We start from the raw sequence: 18,959 nt of genomic DNA on the forward strand, positions 1-18,959 counted from the left end.
CTCAGCCCCTGCGGGGCGCCCCGCGCGTGGGCGGCGCGGCGCGGGCGGGATCGTCCGGCCACGCGTGCTTCGGGTAGCGGCGGCGGAGCTCCTTGGCGATCGCCGGGTAATGGCGCGCCCAGAACCCGGACAGGTCGGTCGTGACCTGCACGGGGCGCTGGTTCGGCGCGCACAGGTGCAGCACCACGGGCACCCGCCCGCCGGCGACGCGCGGCCCCTCCGCCATGCCGAAGAAGTCCTGCAGCCGGGACGCGAGCGACGGCGGCGCGTCCGCCGAGTACTCGAGGCGCGCCCGCCGGCCGCCGGGCAGGGCGATCGACTCGGGGGCGAGCTCGGCGAGCGCGCGCGCCTGCGCGGGGCTCAGCGAGCGATGCACGGCGCCCGCCAGGTCCGCGTCGCGGAGCTCGGCGAAGCTCTTCCGCCCGGCGCAGAGCGCATCGAGCGCGGAGAGCACCGCGTCCTCGCCGACGTCCGGCAGCCTGGCGTCCGGGCAGTGCGCGCGAACGAACGCGACCCGCAGGAGCCAGCTCTCGAGCGCGTCGCCCTTCACGAACGCCCGCCACCCCTTCGCCCTCGCCTGCGCGGCGAGCTCGCGCGCCGCCGCCTCCGACAGCGGACCGCCCGCGCCCGTGGTCGGCCGCGCCTCGTCGAGGACGAGGGCGTCGTACGAGAGCCGGCGCACGACATCGACGCGCTCCGCGGCGGCGTTCCACGTCGCCTCCGTCGTGTCGCGGATCGCGTCCGTGAAGAGGTCGAGCAGCCAGTCGGCCTCGATCGCGCTCGCCGCCCGGACGATCGCGCGCGCCGAGCGCCCCTCGCTGCGCTCCTCGATGTCGACGGCGACAACGAGGTCGACGTCCTCGATCACGCTCGCCTCGGAGAGCGCGGCCGTCCCGCCGGCGGCGAGCACGACCTCTCGCCCGCTCCGCCCCGAGGCGTTGGCCGGGCGGCGGAGGCGCCCCACCCGATCGGGGTAGCCGGCGAGGATCGCGATGCGCTGCGCGATCTCGCGCGCCTCCGCCGTCTCCGGAGCCGCCGCGCTCCGGTGGTCGGCGAGCCGCGAGAGCTGCTTGCGCGTCCGCTCCACCGCGAGCGCGCGCGCCGGGTCGATGCCGAGCCACCGCAGCCGGTCCGCCGCGAAGCGCGCGCGGTCCGCCTCGTCGAACGTCTGCAGCGCGGCGAGCAGATCGGAGCTGTGCCGCGCGTCGCGCCTCCGCCCGTGGCCGTCCCGCGGGCCCGCGGGCGCGCCGAGGTCGCGCTCCGCGACGAGCGCCGCGAGGGTGCACCCGTCCTCGGCGATGCCGCGCCGCTCGGCCTCGACGATCATCCGCGCCTGCCGCGGGTGCGCCGGGAAGCGCAGCATCCGTCGCCCCGTCGGCGTCACGCGCCGCCCCTCGTCGAGCGCGCCGAGCCGCACGAGCAGCGCCTCGGCCGCGGCGAGCGCAGCGGCGGGTGGCGCCTCCAGCCACCCGAAGCCCTCGAGGTCCGTGACGCCCGCGGCGCAGAGCTCGAGCGCCGTGTCCGCGAGGTCGAGCCGGCGGATCTCGGGCGCCTCGTGCTCCGGCCGCGCGGTGAGATCTCCGCGCGTGTAGAGCCGGAGGCAGCGGCCGGGTCGCGTGCGCCCGGCGCGCCCCGCGCGCTGCGCCGCGGCGGCGCGGGCGATCGGCGCGACGCGGAGCGTCGGCAAGCCCGACCAGGGCGCGTGCGCGGCCACGCGCGCGAGGCCGCTGTCGACGACCGCCACGACGCCGTCGATGGTGACGGAGGTCTCCGCCACGTTGGTCGAGAGGATGACCTTGCGCCGGTCGGCGGGGCGCACGGCGCGGTCCTGCTCCGCCGGCGACAGCGATCCGTGGAGCGGCAGGAGCAGCAGGCCCTCGCTCTTCGCGAGGGCCGCGCACGCCTCCATCGACCGCCGGATCTCCGCGGAGCCCGGCAGGAACACAAGCACGTCGCCGTCGAGCCCGTCCTCGATGAGCTGCCGCACCGACGAGGCGACGAGGCTCTCGAGCGTCCGGTCGCCCCAGTGCGCCGGCGCGCGGCGATCGCCGGCGGCGTGTGTCGACGCGCTCACCCGGGCCGGCGGCAGGTACTCGATCGCGACGTCGAACATCCGGCCCTCGGCGCGCAGGATCGGGGCCGGCGCGGCCTCGCTCGCCGGCTCGCCGTGCCCACCTCCGGCGGCCGCGGCGAGCTGCGCGGCCTGGCCGCCGAGGAACGCCGCGATCGGCCCGGCGTCGAGCGTGGCGGACATCACGACGAGGCGGAGATCGGGGCGCGCGCCGCGCTGCAGGCGCCGGAGCAGCGCGAGCGCGACGTCGCCCGCGAGGTGCCGCTCGTGGAACTCGTCGAGCACCACGGCGCTCACGCCCCGGAGCTCGCGATCGACCAGGAGCCGCCGCGTCAGGACGCCCTCGGTCACGAACCGGATCCGCGTGGCCGGGCCGGCGGCCTCCTCGAAGCGCATCGTGTAGCCCACGGTCTCGCCGACGCGCCCGCCGAGCTCTTCCGCCACGCGGCGCGCGGACAGGCGCGCCGCGAGCCGCCGCGGCTCGAGCACCAGGATCTCGCCGCGCTCGGCGAAGCCCGCGTCGAGCAGGGCGCGGGGTACGCGCGTCGTCTTGCCCGCGCCGGGCGGCGCCTCGAGCACAACGCTCGGGCGCGCGCGCAGGGTGGCGCAGAGATCGGGGAGGATCGGATCGATCGGCAGCGGCTGCATGGCTTCGGTGCTCTTCCGCGGAGGAGCGCGGCCCCGGAGCCTAGCAATCCTTCGCGCGCGCGGACCTGTGATACGCGTCGGATATCGTGAGCGCCTCCACCGATCCGACCCAGCTCTCCGCGACGGTGCTCTCCGCGCTCCTGGCCGCGCGCGCGATCAGCTCGGAGGAGCTGACGCGGGCGCACCTCGCGCGCATCGACGTGCTCGACCCGCGGCTCCACGCCTTCACCCAGGTGCTGCACGACGAGGCGCTCGCGGCTGCCCGCGGCCTCGACGACGAGCGCCGCCGCGGGGACGTCCGCGGGCCGCTCCACGGGCTCCCGGTCACCGTGAAGGAGTCGCTCGACATGGCCGGCATGGCCTCCACGCTGGGCGTCGCGTCCCGCAGGGACCATCGGGCGAAGGGCGACGCGGCCGTCACCGCGCTGCTCCGCCGCGCGGGGGCCGTGATCCTCGGGCGCACGAACGTCTCGCAGCTCCTCCTGTACAACGAGTCGCGCAATCCCCTGTTCGGCCAGACCGCGAACCCGTGGAGCCTCGACCATAGCCCGGGCGGCTCGTCCGGCGGCGAGGCCGCGGCCATCGCGGCGGGGATGTCGCCGCTCGGCATCGGCACGGACATCGGCGGCAGCATCCGCGTCCCCGCGCATTGCTGCGGGATCGCCGGCCTGAAGCCCACGCTCGACCGCTGGAGCAACCAGGGGAGCAACTCGGCGCTGCTCGGTCAGGAGGCGATCCGCGCGCAGGTCGGGCCGATGGCCAGGAGCGCCCGCGACCTCGCGCTCGTCGTCTCCGAGCTCGAGCCCGCGGCCATGGCCGAGCTCGACGTGCGCGTGCCGCCCTTCCCGATCGTCGAGCCCGCGAGCGTCGAGGTGGCCCGGCTGCGCGTCGGGTTCTACGGCGACGACGGCCTGGTCCCCTCATCGACGGCCGTCGTCCGCGCCGTCCTCAAGGCGGCGTCGGCGCTGCGCGCGCGGGGCGCGACCGTCGTGCCGTTCACGCCGCCTGGCATCGTCGACGCGGTCTACGGGTACTTCGCGGCGCTCTCGGCGGACGGCGGCGCGACGGCGCTTGCGCTCGCGGAGGGCGGCGAGGGGGCGGAGCTCGACGTCTCGCTCCGATCGCTCCGCACGATGGCCACGCTCCCGCCGTTCGCGCGGCGCGCGGCCGCGCGCGTCGCCGGGCTCGCGGGCGAGCGGCGGCTCCAGCGCCTGCTCGAGGTCACCGGGCCGAAGTCCGTCTCCGCGTTCTGGCGCGCCACGCACGCCCTGCGCGAGGCGCGCGCCGCGATCGCGTCGGCGATGCGCGCCGAGGCGCTCGACGTGCTGCTCTGCCCGCCGTACGCGACGCCGGCGCTGCCGCACACCGCGTCGCGCGACTTCGTGCTCGCGGGCAGCCCCGCGATGCTCTGGAACCTCACGCAGTTCCCGGCCGGCGTCGTCCCCGTGACCCGCGTGCGGGCCGAGGAGGCGCGCCGCGAGCGGCCGCGCGACCGGCTGGAGAAGCGGGCCGCCGAGGTCGATGCGAGGAGCGAGGGGCTGCCCGTCGGGGTGCAGGTCGTCGGCTTCCCTTACAGCGAGCACGTGGTGCTCGCCGCCATGATCGCCATCGAGGACGAGCTCGCCGGCGAGCCGGATCGGCCCACAACGCCGGTCGCACCGCCCTCGCTCGCCGGATGACGCGGTGATGGCCGGGCGCCGCGCGGCGTCCGGCGCGGGCAACACGGTGATGCCACGACACGGCCGCCGCGCCGTTTCCCGGCGCGACAACTGTCGACGACCACGGAAGCCCTACAAAGCCGAAAGGTCCGCCGGAGAATCTCTCCGCCGGACCAGTCGGGGCGAGTGGATTCGAACCACCGACCCCTTGACCCCCAGTCAAGTGCGCTAACCAGGCTGCGCTACGCCCCGAGCCACTCCGCCGCCTCGTTTCGGTGCGGAGCGAGGCGCACCGTAGTCGAAGCCCTGCCAATTGCAAGGGTTTCGCGTCGCGCATCGCAGACCCGCTCCGGACGGGGCGTTCCGCGTCGATCGGGGCACGCGAGCGCCGCGGATCGCTCCGCGAGGACGCGCCGTCCTCAGGGCAACGGCGCGGGCGCGCGATCCGAGCGGCGCGACGGGATGGCGCGGAGCGCGGCCGCGAGGCTCTCCGCGGTGCCCTCGGCGACGAGGATCCCGTCGTCGTCCCTGGCCCACGCGACCACATCGCCCGCGTCGCACGCGACGACGGGCACCCCGAGCGCGCGCGCCTCGCGGATCACCGTGGGGGCGGCCTCGTGCGACGAGGGGTGCAGCAGCACGTCCGCCGCGCCGATCCACGCGAGCGCCTCGCGCCGCGGCAGCGCGCCCGTGAAGCGCACCGCCGCGCCGCCCGCGCTGCTCACGCCGTCGGCGGGGCCGCCGCGCCCCGCGAGGCGCTCGAGCGCGGCGCGCTCCGGGCCGTCGCCGACAACGACGAGCCGCAACCCGGGGCCCGCCGCGCGCGCGGCCTCGATCGCGAGCTCGACCCGCTTCGTCGGGATCAGCCGGCATGCCACGACGGCGACGCGCTCGGCCGGGCCCTGCAAGATCTCGCGCCGGAGCGTGTCCGCGCGCTCGGCGACGGGCGGCAGGTCGAACGCGGGCGGCTCGACGCGCGAGGCGCCGAGCAGCGCGCGCGCCTGTTCCGACGCGAGCGCGCCCGCGAGCGCGTCGCGGAGCGCGCCCGCGGCGAAGACGAAGCGCGCTCCGCGACGGAGGAGCGCGCCGACGATCGACGACCGCGCCGCGCGCGGCGCGCGGAGGAGCAGCCGCACGTCGGCGCCGTGCGCGCGCACCTCGAGCGGCGCGCCGGGCGAGGCGAGCAGGAGCGGCCACGCGCAGGGGACGATCCAGTGCGCCACCGCGCGATCGACAGGCCCGATCTGGCGGAGCCGCGCGAGCACCGAGAGCGCGAACGGGCCCGCGGAGAGCAGCCGGAGCGGCGATTCGCGCGCGCGCGCCACAACGCCCGGCCACCCGAACAGCGCGCCGCCGCCCGCCCGATGGACGAACAGCTCGCCATCCCGCGATGGCGCGTCGAGGACCGAGCCCCCGGCGGCGATCACGTGGACCTCGGCCCCGCTCCGCGCGAGCTCCTGCGCGGAAGACCGCACGAAGTGGCCCGAAGGATCGTCGTCGCTGATCGGATAGGACGTCGTGACCACGACGGCGCGCATCGGGAACCTCGGAGGCCGGGGCGCATCGCGAGCGCCGCGCCCGCGTCGCTCGGACGCGCGGCCACGGACGCATCATGCCGCCGCGCGGCGGATCGAGCAGCTCGAACGGCGCGAACAAAATGACAAGACGCAGAGCACGCCGCGGACGCTTGATCCAGCGTCCGCGCGCGTCTTCTGCGTCTTGGCTGTCGCGCTCGGGAGAGGGACGTTCGTCCTAGGCGACCATGTCCATCTTGGACCGCTTCCGGCGGCGGCGCGCGGCCTCGGAGGCCTTCTTACGTCGCTTCACGGACGGCTTCATGTAATGCCGACGCCGCTTCAGCTCGCGGAGGATCCCCTCGGCAGCCATCTTCCTCTTGAGGTGTTTGATGGCGCGCTCGATGCCCTTGTCGCCCACGGCGACCTCGAGCGGTTTGCACTGAATGGCGTCTGTCGGCATGTCTCGAAACGTCCTCTTGCTCGGATAAAAACTTGCCCAGGTGGCGGGCGGAAATGCAAGCCGGCGGGGGGCCGGCAGCGCGGGGCGCGCACTATGGCAGAGGCCCCCCAGCCTCGCAAGAGTCATCCCCGCAGGAAGGAGCGGGGCGCCGCGGCCCGGGGCGCCGGTCGATCGGCCTGGTTTTGCCGGTCCGTCCGGTCTCAAGGCTCGATTATCAGGACTTGCAATTGAGAAACTTTCTAAGTATCTATCTCGCCGTGGCCGCCTCGCGAACACCTGCCGCGAAGGGTTCTGCGTCCCGTCATCCCCGGGGGCGTGCGGCCGGGCTCGGCGGCGAGGGGATGGCGGAGGACGCCAGGGTCGCGTCGATGCTCGCGTGCGTGAGGTCGTCGGGGCTCAAGCTGACGCCGCAGCGCCTGGCGATCGTGCGCGAGCTCGCGGCCGATCCGACCCATCCGACGGCGCAGGAGCTGTTCGAGCGGCTCCGGCCGGCGCTGCCGACGATGAGCTTCGCGACGGTCTACAACACGCTGGACGCGCTCGCGTCCGCGGGGCTCTGCGTCGCGCTGTCGCTGTCGCCCGGCGCGTCGCGCTTCGATCCGAACATGGCGGCGCACCACCACGCGGTCTGCGATCGCTGCGGGCTCGTCCGCGATGTGCCGTGCGAGCCGCGCGATACAGGCGCGCCGGGCGCGTCGTCGACCGAGCGCTCGGGAGAGAGCGTCCCCGCGCAGCTCGCGGCCGCGCCGGGCTTCGAGGTCCGCGCGGTCGAGCGGATCTACAGGGGAATCTGCGCTGCGTGCGCGAAGGGCAGCCAGGGAGACGCCGCCGCGCAGGCGAAGGCGCGAGACGCCGGGCGCGCCGACGCAACCAACCGACTCCGCCGTGCAGGGGCGCGCAGGGCGCGGCGCCCGGAACATGTCTAGCCGGACCGCCGCGCCGGCGCGCTGACAGGCGCGGGCATCAGGGATTCATCGTCCCAGTCGTTCAACCAAGGAGAGCGAACATCATGGCCAACAAGCAGCTCACGGGCACGAAGACTCACCAGAACCTGAAGGACGCGTTCGCCGGGGAGTCCCAGGCGAACCGCCGCTACCTGTACTTCGCAAAGGTCGCCGACGTGGAAGGTCGCCCCGACGTCGCGGGCCTCTTCAAGGACACGGCCGACGGCGAGACGGGCCACGCGCACGGCCACCTCGACTACCTGAAGCAGGCGGGCGACCCGGCGACCGGCCTGCCGATCGGCAACACGGAGAAGAACCTGAAGGCCGCCGTCGCCGGCGAGACCCACGAGTACGAGACGATGTACCCGGGGTTCGCCAAGGAGGCCCGCGAGGAGGGCTTCGAGGACATCGCCGAGTGGTTCGAGACGCTCGCCAAGGCCGAGAAGTCCCACGCGGGGCGCTTCCAGAAGGCGCTGCAGTCGCTCGATTTCTGATCTGGCCCGAGGAGATAGCGCGAGCGTCCCGGATCGCGCCGAGCCGCCGGCGGCTTGATCCGGGGCGCACGCGCCGTCGCCGTCAGGCGCCGGGCAGCGCGGTGAGCCGTCCGTTCGCCAACGAACCCCACGTGATGTTGAGAGGAACCGACCCGTGAGCGTCATCCGACGTGCACCAGACCGTCCACCGGCGACATCGCCGAACGACGAGCGATATCTCGACCCCCGCGACCTCGAGGCAGAGCTGCGGCGGACGTTCCAGATCTGCCACGAATGCCGCATGTGCGTCGGGTACTGCGGCTCGTTCCCCGAGCTCTTCGCCCGCGTCGACAGGGACATCGAGTCCGGCGTCGCCGAGGGGGCCGAGGCCCTCACCTACGAGGACTTCAAGGCGATCGGCGACGAGTGCTGGCAGTGCAAGATCTGTTACATCAAGTGCCCGTACACAGCGGACGAGCACGCTTACGAGCTCCTGGATTTCCCGCGCGTGCTCGCGCGCGAGCGCGCGGTGCGCGCCCAGCGGGAGGGCATCCCGCTGGTGGACAGGATCCTCGGCGAGCCGCAGCTCATCGGCGAGCTGGGCTCCGGCGCCGTCGCGCCGCTCTCGAACCTCGTGCAGGCGAGCCGCCTGCTGCGCAAGGTCCAGGAGAAGGTGACCGGGATCTCGTCGGAGTTCCCGCTGCCGGAGATGGCGCGCAAGCCGTTCTCGTCCTGGTTCGCCGAGCACAGCGCCGCGGCGGACGCCGGCAAGCAGGGTTCCGTGGTGCTCTTCGCGACCTGCTACGGCGAGTTCAACACGCCCGGCGTCCCCGAGGCGGCGGTCCGCGTGCTCGAGCACAACGGCTACGCGGTGCACGTGCCCGGCTGCCCCTCCGCAGAGGAGCCGGAGGACGCCCCCGACGGCGCGCTGACGTGCTGCGGGATGCCGAACCTCGACGGCGGCGATCTCGACGCCTTCATGGCCAAGGTGAAGCAGAACGTCGCGCTCCTGCACCCGCACGTGCGCATGGGGCGGAAGATCATCGTGATCGGCCCGACGTGCGGCTACACGATGAAGAAGGAGTGGCCCGAGTACCTGCAGACGACGGAGGCGCGCGAGGTCGCGGCCGCGACGCTCGACATGATGGAGTTCCTCGTCCTGCTCGGGCGCGAGAAGAAGCTGAACCGCGAGTTCAAGAAGGGCCTCGGCACGATCGCGTACCACGCCGCGTGCCACCTGCGCGCGCAGAAGATCGGCTTCCCCGGCGCCAGGGTGCTCGGCGTCGTCCCCGACACCGAGGTGCGCGTCGTCGAGCAGTGCTCGGCCGTGGACGGCACGTGGGGGATGAAGGCGGCCCACTACGAGACAGGCCGCAAGTACGCGTCGAAGCTCGTGCGCGGCGTCGCGGACGCGGACGTCATCGTCAGCGACTGCACCCTCGCGGGCCTCAGGATGGTGAAGGAGAACGGCGCCAAGGTGCTGCACCCGGTCGAGGCGCTCGCCCACGCGTACGGGCTCGGGCCGAACTCGACCATCGCGCCGAAGTCGTAACCGTCGCTGTCAAGGAGGAGAGCCGTCATGCGTCCCATCGATCGCAACGAGGTGCTCGGGATCGGCGAATACGAGGCGATCCGCGAGCGGTTCCGCAGCCGCATCATCGAGGAGAAGCGTCCACGCCGGGTGCGGATCGGCGACCACCTGACCGCCGTGTTCGAGAACCGGGACTCGGTGCTGTTCCAGATCCAGGAGATGCTCCGCACCGAGCGCATCACGAGCGAGAGCGGCATCCTCCACGAGATCGAGACGTACAACGATCTCATCCCGGCGCCGGGGCAGCTCAGCCTGACGCTCTTCGTCGAGATCCCCGAGCGGGCGCTGCGCGACAAGATGCTCGTCGATCTCGTCGGGCTCGAGGACACCGTGTCGCTCGAGGTCGACGGGGTGACCGCGCGGGCGACAGGCAAGCGCGACGGCTCGATGGAGGACCGCACGACGGCGGTGCACTACCTCAAGGTGGACCTCCCGGCCGAAGCGCAGGCCGCGATCAAGGCGCGGAAGGCGGCGTCGCTCGTCGTCGCGCACCCGCGCTACACGGTGAAGGCGCCGCTCGGGAGGGCGACCGTGGACAGGCTCGCCGAGGATCTCTCCTAGGCCGCAATGGTCTCCCTCGAGCGCCCGATCAAGTTCGAGGACGTCGACGCAGCGGGCATCGTCTTCTTCGCGCGATTCCTCAACTACGCGCACGAGGCGATGGAGCGGTTCTTCGCGCCGCTCGAGGGGGGCTACGCCGGGCTCATCCTCGGGCGGCGAATCGGGCTGCCCGCGGTGCGGGTCGAGGCTGACTACGCGGCGCCGGCGCGTTACGGCGAGGCGCTCCGGATCGAGACGTCGGTCGTCCACATCGGCCGGCGGAGCGCGACGCTCAGGTACCGCATGTTCCGCGCCCATGACGGCGTGCTGTCGGCCGAGCTACGCCACACCGTGGTGACCACCGATCTCGTGAAGATCGCGTCCGTCCCGATGCCGGAGGACGTCCGCGCCCTGCTCGGCGCCCACCTCGATCCCGAGCAGGCGCCTTCCAGCGCCGGTCGCCCGGTGTGAGCGCGCGGCCGCGGCCGCCGCCGCGCCAGCGCGCGCGTCCCACCGACGACCCAAAGCCGCGCTCCCAGCTCGCGCGGCGGGTCGATCTGACCCTCCTGCGCGACCGGGCGCACTACGACACGCTGGTGATGGGCGCCGTCGCGAACGCGCGCGTCTCCGTGTGGATCTCGACCGCCAACGTGAAGGAGCTGCGCGTCGAGGCGCCCGTCGGCTCGCGGGCGCGGGCGCGCGGCCGGTACATGTCGTTCCTCGATCTGCTCGACGCGCTCGCCGCCCGGGGGGTCGAGCTGCGCCTGCTGCACGCCGGCGTCCCGTCGCGCGCCTTCCGCGCCGAGCTCCGCCGCCGCCCCCGGCCGCCGATCGAGATGCGGCGCTGCCCGCGGGTCCACCTGAAGATGATCGCCGTCGACGGCGCGCTCCTGTACCTCGGCTCGGCGAACCTCACCGGCGCCGGGCTCGGGGCGAAGGGCGACGGGCGGCGCAACTTCGAGGCGGGCGTGCTCACCGACGACGACCTCCTGCTCGACGAGATGCAGGCGACGTTCGACGCCATCTGGACCGGCGCCGAATGCAAGGGCTGCCGGCTGCGGCCGCTTTGCCCGGGACCGCTCGATCAGATCGAAAAATCCCGTTGCGGTAGCGGCCGTGATGGCGGATGAGCTGCGCATGAGCACCGCGGCGCTGGACCCCGCTGATCTCGATCGTGTCGCCTTCGCTGCGCTCGCGCGCATCGACAACGGGATGTTGCTCGGGCTCGGCACCGGGCGCACGGCCGAGGCCTTCATCCGGCGGCTCGGGGAGCGCGTCCGCGGCGGGCTGCAGATCCGGGGCGTCGCCACGTCGGAGCGCTCCGCGGCGCTCGCCCGGCGCGAGAACATCCCGATCGTGCCGTTCGAGGAGGTCGAGCGCCTCGACGTCGCTGTCGACGGCGCCGACGAGGTGGCGCCTGATCTCGGCCTCATCAAGGGCCTCGGCGGCGCGCTCCTCCGCGAGCGCGTGGTGGCCTACGAGGCCGCGCGCTTCATCATCCTCGTGACCCCCGAGAAGCTCGTCGAGAAGCTCGGGTCGCGCGTGCCCATCCCGATCGAGGTGGTGCCGTTCGCGAGCTCGTCGGCCGCGCGTCACCTGGTCGCGCTCGGGGGCAAGCCGGAGATCCGCAAGAACGCGGACGGGTACCCGTTCCAGACCGACAACCACAACTGGATCCTTCACACCACGTTCGGCCCGCTCGACGCGCCGGCGGCGCTCGACGCGCGCATCCGCAAGATCCCCGGCGTGGTCGACACGGGTCTGTTCCTCGACATGGCGACCGACGTGCTGGTGGCCGAGGCGGGCGCGGTCCGCGAGCTCCGCCGGCAGCGCTAGCGCCCTGCGGGCCCCCTCGGTCGAGAGGGCAGGCCCGCGGCGCCAGCGCCCGCGCCGCGGCGTCAGCGCTCGTGCCGCTCCAGCCGACGGGCCAGGTCGTCCAGCGCGAGGTTGCCCGGCGCGCCGAGCGACACGCGGGCGCGGAGGCTCGCCGCGGCGTCGCCGGCGGGGAGCGCCGCGATCTCGGCCGCGACCTTGCGGTACGCCTCGCGGAACGGGAGGCCCTGCACGGCCAGCTCGACGGCGCGATCGGTCGCGAAGCACTCCGGCGTGATCGCCCGGGCCATGCGCTCGCGGTCGAACGCGAGCCCCTCGACGAGCCGCGGCAAGAGGCGCGACGTGGCGAGCGCCTCGTCGAGGCCGCGCATCGTGGGGCCCTTCGTGAGCTGGAGATCGCGGTGGTAGCCGGACGGGAGCGCCACGAGCGACTGCACCTCGGCGAGCGCCCCCTGGACGACGGAGCAGGCCGCGCGCATGAGCTCGACCACGTCGGGGTTGCGCTTCTGCGGCATGATCGAGGAGCCGGTGGTGAACGCCTCCGGGAGCCGGATGAACGCGAGCTCGCTCATCGCGAACAGGCTGAGATCCCACGCGAGCCGGCGGATCACCGCGACCACCTGCCACGCGGCCGCGAGGATCTGCGCCTCGATGATGCCGCGCGACGTCTGGGAGGCCAGCGGGTTCACGGCGACGCCGGCGAACCCGAGCTCGCGCGCGACGCCGACGCGATCGAGCGGCAGGTTCACGCCGAACCCGGCGGCGCCGCCGAGCGGGCACCGATCGACGAGCGCCCGCGTCGCCCGCACGACGTCGACCGCGTCGGTGAGCCCCTCGACGAACGACGCGGCCCAGTAGCCGACCGACGACGGAACCGCCCGCTGCAGGTGCGTGTAGCCGGGCATCGGCGTGTCCGCCTCGCGCCGGGCGAGCTCGAGCAACGCGCGGGCGCCGGCCGTCGCCTGCTCGGCGAGCTCGTCCAGGGCGTCGCGCTCGTAGAGGCGCATCGCGACGAGGACCTGGTCGTTGCGGCTCCGGCCCGTGTGCACCTTCTTGCCGGCGTCGCCGATGCGGGCGACCAGCGCTGCCTCGATCGCGCTGTGACCGTCCTCGTCGTCCTCGGTGAGCCGCAGCTCGCCGGCCTCGTTCTGCGCCGCGAGCACCTCGAGCTCGCGGACGAGCGCGTCGCGCTCCGCCTCGCTGAGCACGCCGATGCGCGCGAGCCCGCGGACGTGCGCGATCGTGGCCCGCAGGTCGTAGGCGAGCAGGCGCTGATCGAGCTGCCAGTCGTCGCGCGAGGTGTAACGGAGCATTTGGGCGTCGGTCGCGCCCCCTTTGTCCCAGAGTCGTACGCTCATTCAGTTCTCTCAGCTCTCTCAGCGCTCAAGGCTCTCGTCGACGAGAGCGCGGATCTCGGCAAGCTTCTTCGCCTTGCCCTCATCCAGGGATCGCGGCTTCGCCGCGTCGGCAGCGAGCGCTCGCTCGAGCTCTCGCAGTTCGTCCTCCGCCGTCCGCGCCGGCCGGCGCTTGCCGAGGCCGAGCGCGCGGGCCAGCCAGCTCCTCGACTCGCCGATCGCGTAGTCGTCCGCGGCGATCCGATCCGGCGCGGCCCGCAGCATGCGGACGAGCGCGATGTTGGAGCTGGCCCAGACGGCGGACTCGTCGAAGTGGGCGCGCGGCGTCACGTCGAGGTGCCGCGCGGCGGTCCGGTCCGGCACGTCGTGCAGCCGGCAGTAGACGGCGAGCGCGAGCGCGAGCTCGTCGACCGGCATCTTGGTCGCGGAGTGCACCTGCACGCCGCCGCACCCCTTCGCGTACAGGTACGAGCCGTTGGTCGTGAGGACGCCGAAGCCGAGCAGCACGGCGGTGAGGTCCACGGCGGGCTCGCGGTCCGGCGGCGCGAGCGCGTCGAAGACGTCCGCCTCGCTCAGGAACATGAACGACACAGCGCGCACGAACGCCGTCGTGAGCACCGTGGGGTTGCGGAGCTCGCCCGCGGAGACGGCGACCCGGTACCCGCCGTCGGGGCGCCGGGCGACCCGCTCGAGCTTCGTGTCCAGCGCCATCCCGCCGCACGCGCCGCTCGAGCAGCTCACGGTGCTGGCCTGCCCCTCCGGGGTGACCACCGCGAGCTCCACCGGAAGATCCTGGAGCCCGGCGTGCTCCTGCACCCGCACCATCAGGGCGGCCACCGTCTTCGGCGAGCCGTCGTACGGATCGGGGAAGAACTCGGCCGTCGGCTGCACCAGGCCGCGGACCGGCTCTGCGCCGTGCTGGAGGAGGGCGGCGGTCGTCCGAAGGATCCAGCGGATCTGGGGTTCGTCCGGGAGGTCCATGAGGCTACTTTATGCCACGGGCGCGGGCCGGTCGCGCAGTAGCTTCATCGGCGAGGGGCGCCTGGCGACGGGTTCCGCACCTCGTCGGCTCCTTACCAGCCCCTGGAGCGCACCTGGCCTCGACCTTTCGTTGCGTTTTTTCGTCCATGGCACTTCCTTTTCGACGGCGGTCAACGACCGCGTAAAGTTGTGCCCCCATGACGGAAGAGGCGAAGGACATCTCCGAGAGGAAAGCCGACCACATCGAGCTCTGCGCGACCGGTGACGTCGGATTCCGGGCCAAGACCACGCTTCTGGAGCAGGTCGAGCTGATCCACGACGCGCTGCCGGAGCTGTCCCTCGACGCCATCGACACCTCGGTGCTGCTGCTCGGCAAGCGGCTCCGCGCGCCGCTCCTGATCGCGGCCATGACCGGCGGGACAGAGCGCGCGCAGACGATCAACCGGGAGCTGTCGCAGATCGCCGAGGAGCGCGGGTACGGCTTCGGCCTGGGGAGCCAGCGGGCGATGCTGAACGGCGACGCCTCGGCCACGTACGAGGTCCGCGAGACCGCGCCGACCGCCCTGCTCCTCGGGAACATCGGCGCCGTGCAGGCGCGATCGCTCTCGACCGAGGCGGTCGCCGAGCTCGTCGCCCAGGTCGGCGCCGACGCGCTCTGCGTCCACCTGAACCCCGCGATGGAGCTGGTGCAACCAGGCGGCGATCGCGACTTCGCCGGCGCGCTGGAGGCGATCAGCCGGCTGGCGAACGGCCTCAGCGTGCCGGTCGTCGCGAAGGAGACCGGCTGCGGGATCGGTCCTGGGACGGCGTACCGGCTGGTCCGGGCGGGCGTCCGCAACCTCGACGTCTCCGGCGCCGGCGGCACGTCCTGGGTCGCGGTGGAGACGGCGCGCGCCGGCGGCGCCGCCCGCTCGCTCGGCGAGGCGCTGCGCGAGTGGGGGGTCCCGACAGCGGCCTCGGTGCTCATCGCCCGCACCATCCGTCCGCGCTTCAAGACCGTCATCGCGACAGGGGGGATCACGAGCGGCCTTGACATCGCCCGCGCGCTTGCGCTTGGCGCGCACGCGGCCGGGATCGCGCGGCCGGTGCTGCAGGCCTTCGTCTCGGGGGGGAGGGACGCCGCGGTGCGGTACCTCGAGAACATCGAGACGGAGCTCCGGGCGGTCATGCTCCTCGTCGGAGCGCGCGACGTCGCGTCGCTCCGGAAGACGCCGGTGCTGCTCGGCCGAGAGCTGCGCCAGTGGGCCAAGCTGCTGAAGCAGATGGAGAAGGCGTAAGCAGTGGAGAGGGGGGGAGGTGGGCCGGGGAGGCGGGGAGCCCGTCCCCGAGGTAGGGCCAGCGGGCCCAGCCCGACGTCTGTGACGGCCGCGGTGCGCCGGGCGCTCGCCCTTCCGGGCCCTTCCGGCGGGGAGTCCGGGCGCGGCTGGGGCCCGCGCTCGACGCTTCCGTCCGGTCAGCCCCGCATGATACGGTCCGAAGCTCTGGAGAACCCCGGGATAAAATGACGGAGAAAAAAGGGCGTCAGAGCGATCGTCCCCCCGAGGACCTGAAGAAGGAGCGCGATGCCTTCATTCAGCAGTTCTTCCGAAAGGGGGCGCAGCTGACCGAGGAGCTCCTCCGCGAGAACGAGCGCCTTCGCGACAAGATCACCGAGCTCGAGTCGGAGAACGGCAAGCTCCGCGCGCACCTCGCGAGCGACTCGGCCATCCGCGATCTGCTCCGCAAAATCGAGGAGCTCGAGCAGGAGAAGCGCGACCTCGTGACGCAGTCGGTGCGGATGGTGGCGGCTTCCGACCGCTTCAACAGCCGCTACTCGGAGGCGGAGGGGGAGCTCGCGAACCTCGCGAACCTGTACGTCGCGCTGTCGCAGCTCCACGCGGCACGCAACGTGCGCCACGTCCTGCGCAACCTGAAGGAGCTGCTCGCGCAGTTCCTCGGGGCGGGCGCCTTCTCCGTGTACCTGGCGTCTCCTGATGGTAAGGAGCTCGTCTCGATCGCGAGCGAAGGGGCCGCCGTGGACGAGATCGCGCGCATGCCGGTGACCGAAGGCGTGATCGGCCAGGCGTTCTCGAAGGGGGAGATCTTCTTCGACGAGGCCAAGGACGTCTCCAAGGGGAGCCTCGAGGACCCCGCTGCAGTGATCCCGCTCGACTTCAACGGGCGCACCGTGGGTGTCATCGCGATCTTCAGCACGCTCCCGCAAAAGACGGAGTTCGTGAACGTGGACACCGAGCTCTTCAAGCTCCTCGGGGCCCAGGCCGCCCCCGCCCTCATCAACGCGCGGCTCTTCACCGACGCCGGCCGGAAGGTGCCCGGCGTCCAGGCATTCCTGGACCTGGAGGACTGATCATGGCCGAGTACTCGTGTCTGATCGTTGAAGACTCGCCCATGATGCGGCAGCTCTTGGTCTTCGCGCTGGCGCGCGTGAAGAACCTCCGCGTCACCGAGGCGGATGATGGCGTCGACGGTCTCCGCAAGCTCGCCTCGACCAAGTACGACGTGATCATCACCGACATCAACATGCCGATCATGGACGGGCTCAAGCTCGTCAAGCGCGTGCGCACGGATCCGGTCCACAAGGACACCCCCATCATCATCATCACCACCGAGGGGTCTCAGGAGGATCGCCAGCGCGCGCTGCAGCTCGGCGCGAACGCGTACATCACGAAGCCCATCCAGGCGCCGCAGGTTATCGCCAAGGTGAAGGAGCTCCTCAAGATCGAGTGAGGCGCGCGCCGTCAGGCGCGCGCGCACCGGCCGCCCGAGCAGCGCCCGCGCGGCCTGCTCGGGTAGGCGTCGTGAGCGCGCCGTGGACGCGCGCCGCCCACCGTCGAGCTCCGCGCGATGCTCGCTGTGCTCCCGCGCGAGCCCCGGGCTCAGGTCTTCTGGCCGAACTTCAGGAGCACGCGGTTGCGGCCGGTGCGCTTCGCCTCGTAGAGCGCCTCGTCGGCCGCCGCGATGAGCTCCTGGCCGCTCTGCACCGGGATGTCGGGGTGCGCCGCGACGCCGACGCTGATCGTCGTCGGCACGCGGACGCCCTCGTGCTCGAAGACCGACCCCTCGACGAGGAGCCGCAGCCGCTCGGCGAGGATGCCCGCGTTCTCGAGCGCCACGCCGCGGCACAGGATGCCGAACTCCTCACCGCCGTAGCGCGCGAACACGTCCTCCGTCCGGACCGTGTTGCTCGCGATCTTGGCGATCCTCGCGAGGACGTAGTCGCCGGCGAGGTGCCCGAATGTGTCGTTGATCTTCTTGAAATGATCGACGTCGAACATGAGCAGCGACAGGTGCGCGCTGTGCCGCCGCGCATAGGAGACCTCGGTCTCGAGCCGATCCAGGAAGTACTTCTTGTTGAAGGCCTTCGTGAGGGCGTCGCGCAGCGCGGCATCGTACATCTGCTGCTGAAACGACTCGTCCAGGTAGTCGTGGTAGGTGAACTTGAGGACGGTCGTCGAACCCAGGCGGATCTTGTCGCCGTCTTGCAGGGCGGCGCGCGTCACGTGCTCGCCGTTCACCAGCGTCCCGTTGGAGCTGTTGAGATCCTCGATCAGCACCTGGCTGTCCTTCTGGAGGAGGCGGGCGTGGCGCCTCGAGATGCCGTCGTCGTTCAGCCGGATGGTCGCCCCGGACGCCCGGCCGATCACGATCTCGGCGCCCTCGACCCGGTACATCTCGCCGACGTTCGAGCCGGCGAGCACGATGAGGTAGGCGCGGTCCTTCGGCGAGCGCGCCGGGAGCTCCTTCTGGAGTTCCCCAACGTTGGCCACCCGCGTGGCCTCGAAGTCATCGTCGGGGTGGTAGCTGCCCATGCTCCCTGAGGATGATCCTCAATCCTTGAAACAGGTTCAAGCGCGAGGGCATGGCGCAGGCGATGTTCCGTGTCGGGTAGGATGCGCAACGTGCGTCTGCGCGCATCACGCGCGCCTCTCCCGCCCGCGCGCGCCTCCACGCGCAGGGGTGCCTTGCCGCGCACAGGGTGCCTTGCCGCGCACAGGGTGCCTTGCCGCGCGCAGGGTGCCTTGCCGCGCGCAGGGTGCCTTGCCGCGCGCAGGGTGCCTTGCCGCGCGCAGGCGCCTTCACGCCGCTCTGCCGAGCGGCACCACGACCTGCTCGACCCAGAGCTCGCCCGCCCGGATCTCGACGAACGTCGCGTCGGCGTGCCCCGTGCCAAAGGTGGAGACGGCCCCGCTGCGCACAAGCTCGCCCGAAGGGCGCGCGCCCACGCGCACGCGATCCACGTCCCGCACGTCGCCCCGCATCGAGCACGGCGCCTCGCCCACCGAGCCGACGTTGATGATGCGGACGCCGCCCACCATGCGGTCGAACGGGACATGCGAGCCGCCGCAGATCACGACGTCCGCCGGATCGTCGCCCAGCAGGGAGAGCACCTCCTCGTCCGTCATGTCATGGGAGATCGGCTCCAGCGGGTCCGCAGGGGAGCCGTGCACCAGGACGAGCTCGCCGCCGTCCTCGAGCGGCAGGCGGTACGTCGGGGCGAGCCGCGCCAGCCGGGCAAGGATCAGCTCGCCGAGCTCGGTGCGCGTCTGGGCCAGGCGATCGAGCCGCGCCCGTTCGTGCTCGCTCCGTGGCCTGACGTTGTGGATGTCCAGCGTCGCCAGGGCGCGATCGGATACGCCCTGTACGCACACCGCCTTGGCCTGGGTGAGCCGGCGCCATGTCTCGAGCGGCTTCGGGCCGGGAAAGCAGAGATCTCCGGCGACCAGGAGCTGGGTGTAGCCTCGGCGCTCGGCGGTGGCCAGGACCGCCGCGAGCGCGTCGGCGTGGCCGTGGATATCCGAGACGCAGAGCAATCGCACCCGGCGAGCATAGGATCCGGGAGCGGCTCCGCCAAGGCGCGAGGTGAGGTCGGGGCGCGATAAACTGGCGG

Annotated in this window: 18 protein-coding genes and 1 tRNA gene; 11 read left to right on the forward strand and 8 right to left on the reverse strand. The window is 72.8% G+C overall.

The genetic code is table 11. From position 1 onward, the window contains the following. Position 1: 1 nt before the first annotated feature. A complete protein-coding gene (hrpB, locus tag WMF42_RS08410) occupies positions 2-2,719 on the reverse strand; it encodes an ATP-dependent helicase HrpB (RefSeq protein ID WP_437691335.1) in 2,718 nt (905 codons plus the stop codon). A gap of 86 nt (positions 2,720-2,805) precedes the next feature. Between hrpB and WMF42_RS08415 the strand changes: the two genes are divergently transcribed. Then, positions 2,806-4,398 (forward strand): amidase, encoded by a 1,593-nt coding sequence (locus WMF42_RS08415; RefSeq protein ID WP_437691337.1) that lies wholly within the window; start codon positions 2,806-2,808, stop codon positions 4,396-4,398. Between the two features lie 156 nt (positions 4,399-4,554). Here WMF42_RS08415 and WMF42_RS08420 read toward each other — a convergent pair. The 3 genes from WMF42_RS08420 to rpsU form a co-directional block, all read right to left on the reverse strand. Further along, positions 4,555-4,629, reverse strand: a tRNA-Pro gene (locus WMF42_RS08420). A 167-nt stretch (positions 4,630-4,796) separates the two neighbouring features. Further along, positions 4,797-5,915: a glycosyltransferase family 4 protein gene (locus WMF42_RS08425; protein WP_437691339.1), complete on the reverse strand. Its 1,119-nt coding sequence runs from the start codon at positions 5,913-5,915 to the stop codon at positions 4,797-4,799. A gap of 214 nt (positions 5,916-6,129) precedes the next feature. Continuing rightward, positions 6,130-6,354, reverse strand: coding sequence for a 30S ribosomal protein S21 (rpsU, locus tag WMF42_RS08430; RefSeq protein WP_012234386.1), 225 nt, complete (start codon positions 6,352-6,354; stop codon positions 6,130-6,132). A 221-nt stretch (positions 6,355-6,575) separates the two neighbouring features. Here rpsU and WMF42_RS08435 point away from each other — a divergent pair, with 221 nt between their 5' ends. The 7 genes from WMF42_RS08435 to rpiA all read left to right on the forward strand — a co-directional run bounded on the left by WMF42_RS08435 (position 6,576) and on the right by rpiA (position 11,738). Next, positions 6,576-7,280, forward strand: a complete 705-nt coding sequence (locus tag WMF42_RS08435; RefSeq protein ID WP_437691341.1) for a Fur family transcriptional regulator — start codon at positions 6,576-6,578, stop codon at positions 7,278-7,280. A gap of 83 nt (positions 7,281-7,363) precedes the next feature. Continuing rightward, complete coding sequence (locus WMF42_RS08440; protein WP_061611179.1) at positions 7,364-7,792, forward strand: rubrerythrin family protein; 429 nt, start codon at positions 7,364-7,366, stop codon at positions 7,790-7,792. Between the two features lie 154 nt (positions 7,793-7,946). Continuing rightward, entirely contained in the window at positions 7,947-9,323 is a 1,377-nt protein-coding gene (locus WMF42_RS08445) for a heterodisulfide reductase-related iron-sulfur binding cluster (RefSeq protein ID WP_437691343.1), read from the forward strand. Between the two features lie 27 nt (positions 9,324-9,350). Further along, positions 9,351-9,923, forward strand: a complete 573-nt coding sequence (locus WMF42_RS08450) for a DUF3501 family protein (protein WP_437691345.1) — start codon at positions 9,351-9,353, stop codon at positions 9,921-9,923. A gap of 6 nt (positions 9,924-9,929) precedes the next feature. Beyond that, complete coding sequence (locus tag WMF42_RS08455) at positions 9,930-10,373, forward strand: acyl-CoA thioesterase (protein WP_061611182.1); 444 nt, start codon at positions 9,930-9,932, stop codon at positions 10,371-10,373. Then, on the forward strand, positions 10,370-11,032 hold the full coding sequence (locus WMF42_RS08460) for a phospholipase D family protein (RefSeq protein WP_061611183.1): 663 nt from the start codon (positions 10,370-10,372) through the stop codon (positions 11,030-11,032). Before WMF42_RS08455 ends, WMF42_RS08460 begins: the two co-directional genes overlap by 4 nt. A 7-nt stretch (positions 11,033-11,039) precedes the next feature. After that, complete coding sequence (gene rpiA / locus WMF42_RS08465) at positions 11,040-11,738, forward strand: ribose-5-phosphate isomerase RpiA (RefSeq protein ID WP_233562277.1); 699 nt, start codon at positions 11,040-11,042, stop codon at positions 11,736-11,738. 62 nt (positions 11,739-11,800) lie between these two features. On the opposite strand, the gene argH is transcribed toward rpiA, so the two are convergent. Together argH and WMF42_RS08475 are read right to left on the reverse strand one after the other, a co-directional pair. Beyond that, entirely contained in the window at positions 11,801-13,093 is a 1,293-nt protein-coding gene (gene argH, locus WMF42_RS08470) for an argininosuccinate lyase (protein WP_434046362.1), read from the reverse strand. An 18-nt stretch (positions 13,094-13,111) separates the two neighbouring features. Next, positions 13,112-14,071, reverse strand: a complete 960-nt coding sequence (locus tag WMF42_RS08475) for a hypothetical protein (protein ID WP_061611186.1) — start codon at positions 14,069-14,071, stop codon at positions 13,112-13,114. Positions 14,072-14,268: 197 nt separating this feature from the next. Between WMF42_RS08475 and fni the strand changes: the two genes are divergently transcribed. The 3 genes from fni to WMF42_RS08490 all read left to right on the forward strand — a co-directional run bounded on the left by fni (position 14,269) and on the right by WMF42_RS08490 (position 16,798). Then, positions 14,269-15,348, forward strand: coding sequence for a type 2 isopentenyl-diphosphate Delta-isomerase (gene fni, locus WMF42_RS08480; protein WP_061611187.1), 1,080 nt, complete (start codon positions 14,269-14,271; stop codon positions 15,346-15,348). A 224-nt stretch (positions 15,349-15,572) separates the two neighbouring features. Next, complete coding sequence (locus tag WMF42_RS08485; RefSeq protein ID WP_437691350.1) at positions 15,573-16,418, forward strand: GAF domain-containing protein; 846 nt, start codon at positions 15,573-15,575, stop codon at positions 16,416-16,418. A 2-nt stretch (positions 16,419-16,420) separates the two neighbouring features. Beyond that, complete coding sequence (locus tag WMF42_RS08490; RefSeq protein ID WP_061611189.1) at positions 16,421-16,798, forward strand: response regulator; 378 nt, start codon at positions 16,421-16,423, stop codon at positions 16,796-16,798. 149 nt (positions 16,799-16,947) lie between these two features. Here WMF42_RS08490 and WMF42_RS08495 read toward each other — a convergent pair whose 3' ends face one another. Next, positions 16,948-17,880: a GGDEF domain-containing protein gene (locus tag WMF42_RS08495; protein WP_061611190.1), complete on the reverse strand. Its 933-nt coding sequence runs from the start codon at positions 17,878-17,880 to the stop codon at positions 16,948-16,950. A gap of 267 nt (positions 17,881-18,147) precedes the next feature. Continuing rightward, entirely contained in the window at positions 18,148-18,888 is a 741-nt protein-coding gene (locus tag WMF42_RS08500; RefSeq protein WP_061611191.1) for a metallophosphoesterase family protein, read from the reverse strand. Positions 18,889-18,959: the final 71 nt, after the last annotated feature.

Source organism: Sorangium sp. So ce176 (assembly GCF_051519835.1).
Lineage (GTDB): Bacteria > Myxococcota_A > Polyangia > Polyangiales > Polyangiaceae > Sorangium > Sorangium cellulosum_G.

Coding starts and splice junctions, on each gene's coding strand:
- rpsU (WP_012234386.1), bottom strand. CDS start 6,354: ATGCCGACAGACGCCATTCAGTGCAAACCGCTCGAGGTCGCCGTGGGC.
- WMF42_RS08440 (WP_061611179.1), top strand. CDS start 7,364: ATGGCCAACAAGCAGCTCACGGGCACGAAGACTCACCAGAACCTGAAG.
- fni (WP_061611187.1), top strand. CDS start 14,269: ATGACGGAAGAGGCGAAGGACATCTCCGAGAGGAAAGCCGACCACATC.
- WMF42_RS08425 (WP_437691339.1), bottom strand. CDS start 5,915: ATGCGCGCCGTCGTGGTCACGACGTCCTATCCGATCAGCGACGACGAT.
- WMF42_RS08475 (WP_061611186.1), bottom strand. CDS start 14,071: ATGGACCTCCCGGACGAACCCCAGATCCGCTGGATCCTTCGGACGACC.
- WMF42_RS08450 (WP_437691345.1), top strand. CDS start 9,351: ATGCGTCCCATCGATCGCAACGAGGTGCTCGGGATCGGCGAATACGAG.
- WMF42_RS08485 (WP_437691350.1), top strand. CDS start 15,573: ATGACGGAGAAAAAAGGGCGTCAGAGCGATCGTCCCCCCGAGGACCTG.
- hrpB (WP_437691335.1), bottom strand. CDS start 2,719: ATGCAGCCGCTGCCGATCGATCCGATCCTCCCCGATCTCTGCGCCACC.
- rpiA (WP_233562277.1), top strand. CDS start 11,040: ATGAGCACCGCGGCGCTGGACCCCGCTGATCTCGATCGTGTCGCCTTC.
- WMF42_RS08490 (WP_061611189.1), top strand. CDS start 16,421: ATGGCCGAGTACTCGTGTCTGATCGTTGAAGACTCGCCCATGATGCGG.
- argH (WP_434046362.1), bottom strand. CDS start 13,093: ATGAGCGTACGACTCTGGGACAAAGGGGGCGCGACCGACGCCCAAATG.
- WMF42_RS08495 (WP_061611190.1), bottom strand. CDS start 17,880: ATGGGCAGCTACCACCCCGACGATGACTTCGAGGCCACGCGGGTGGCC.
- WMF42_RS08455 (WP_061611182.1), top strand. CDS start 9,930: ATGGTCTCCCTCGAGCGCCCGATCAAGTTCGAGGACGTCGACGCAGCG.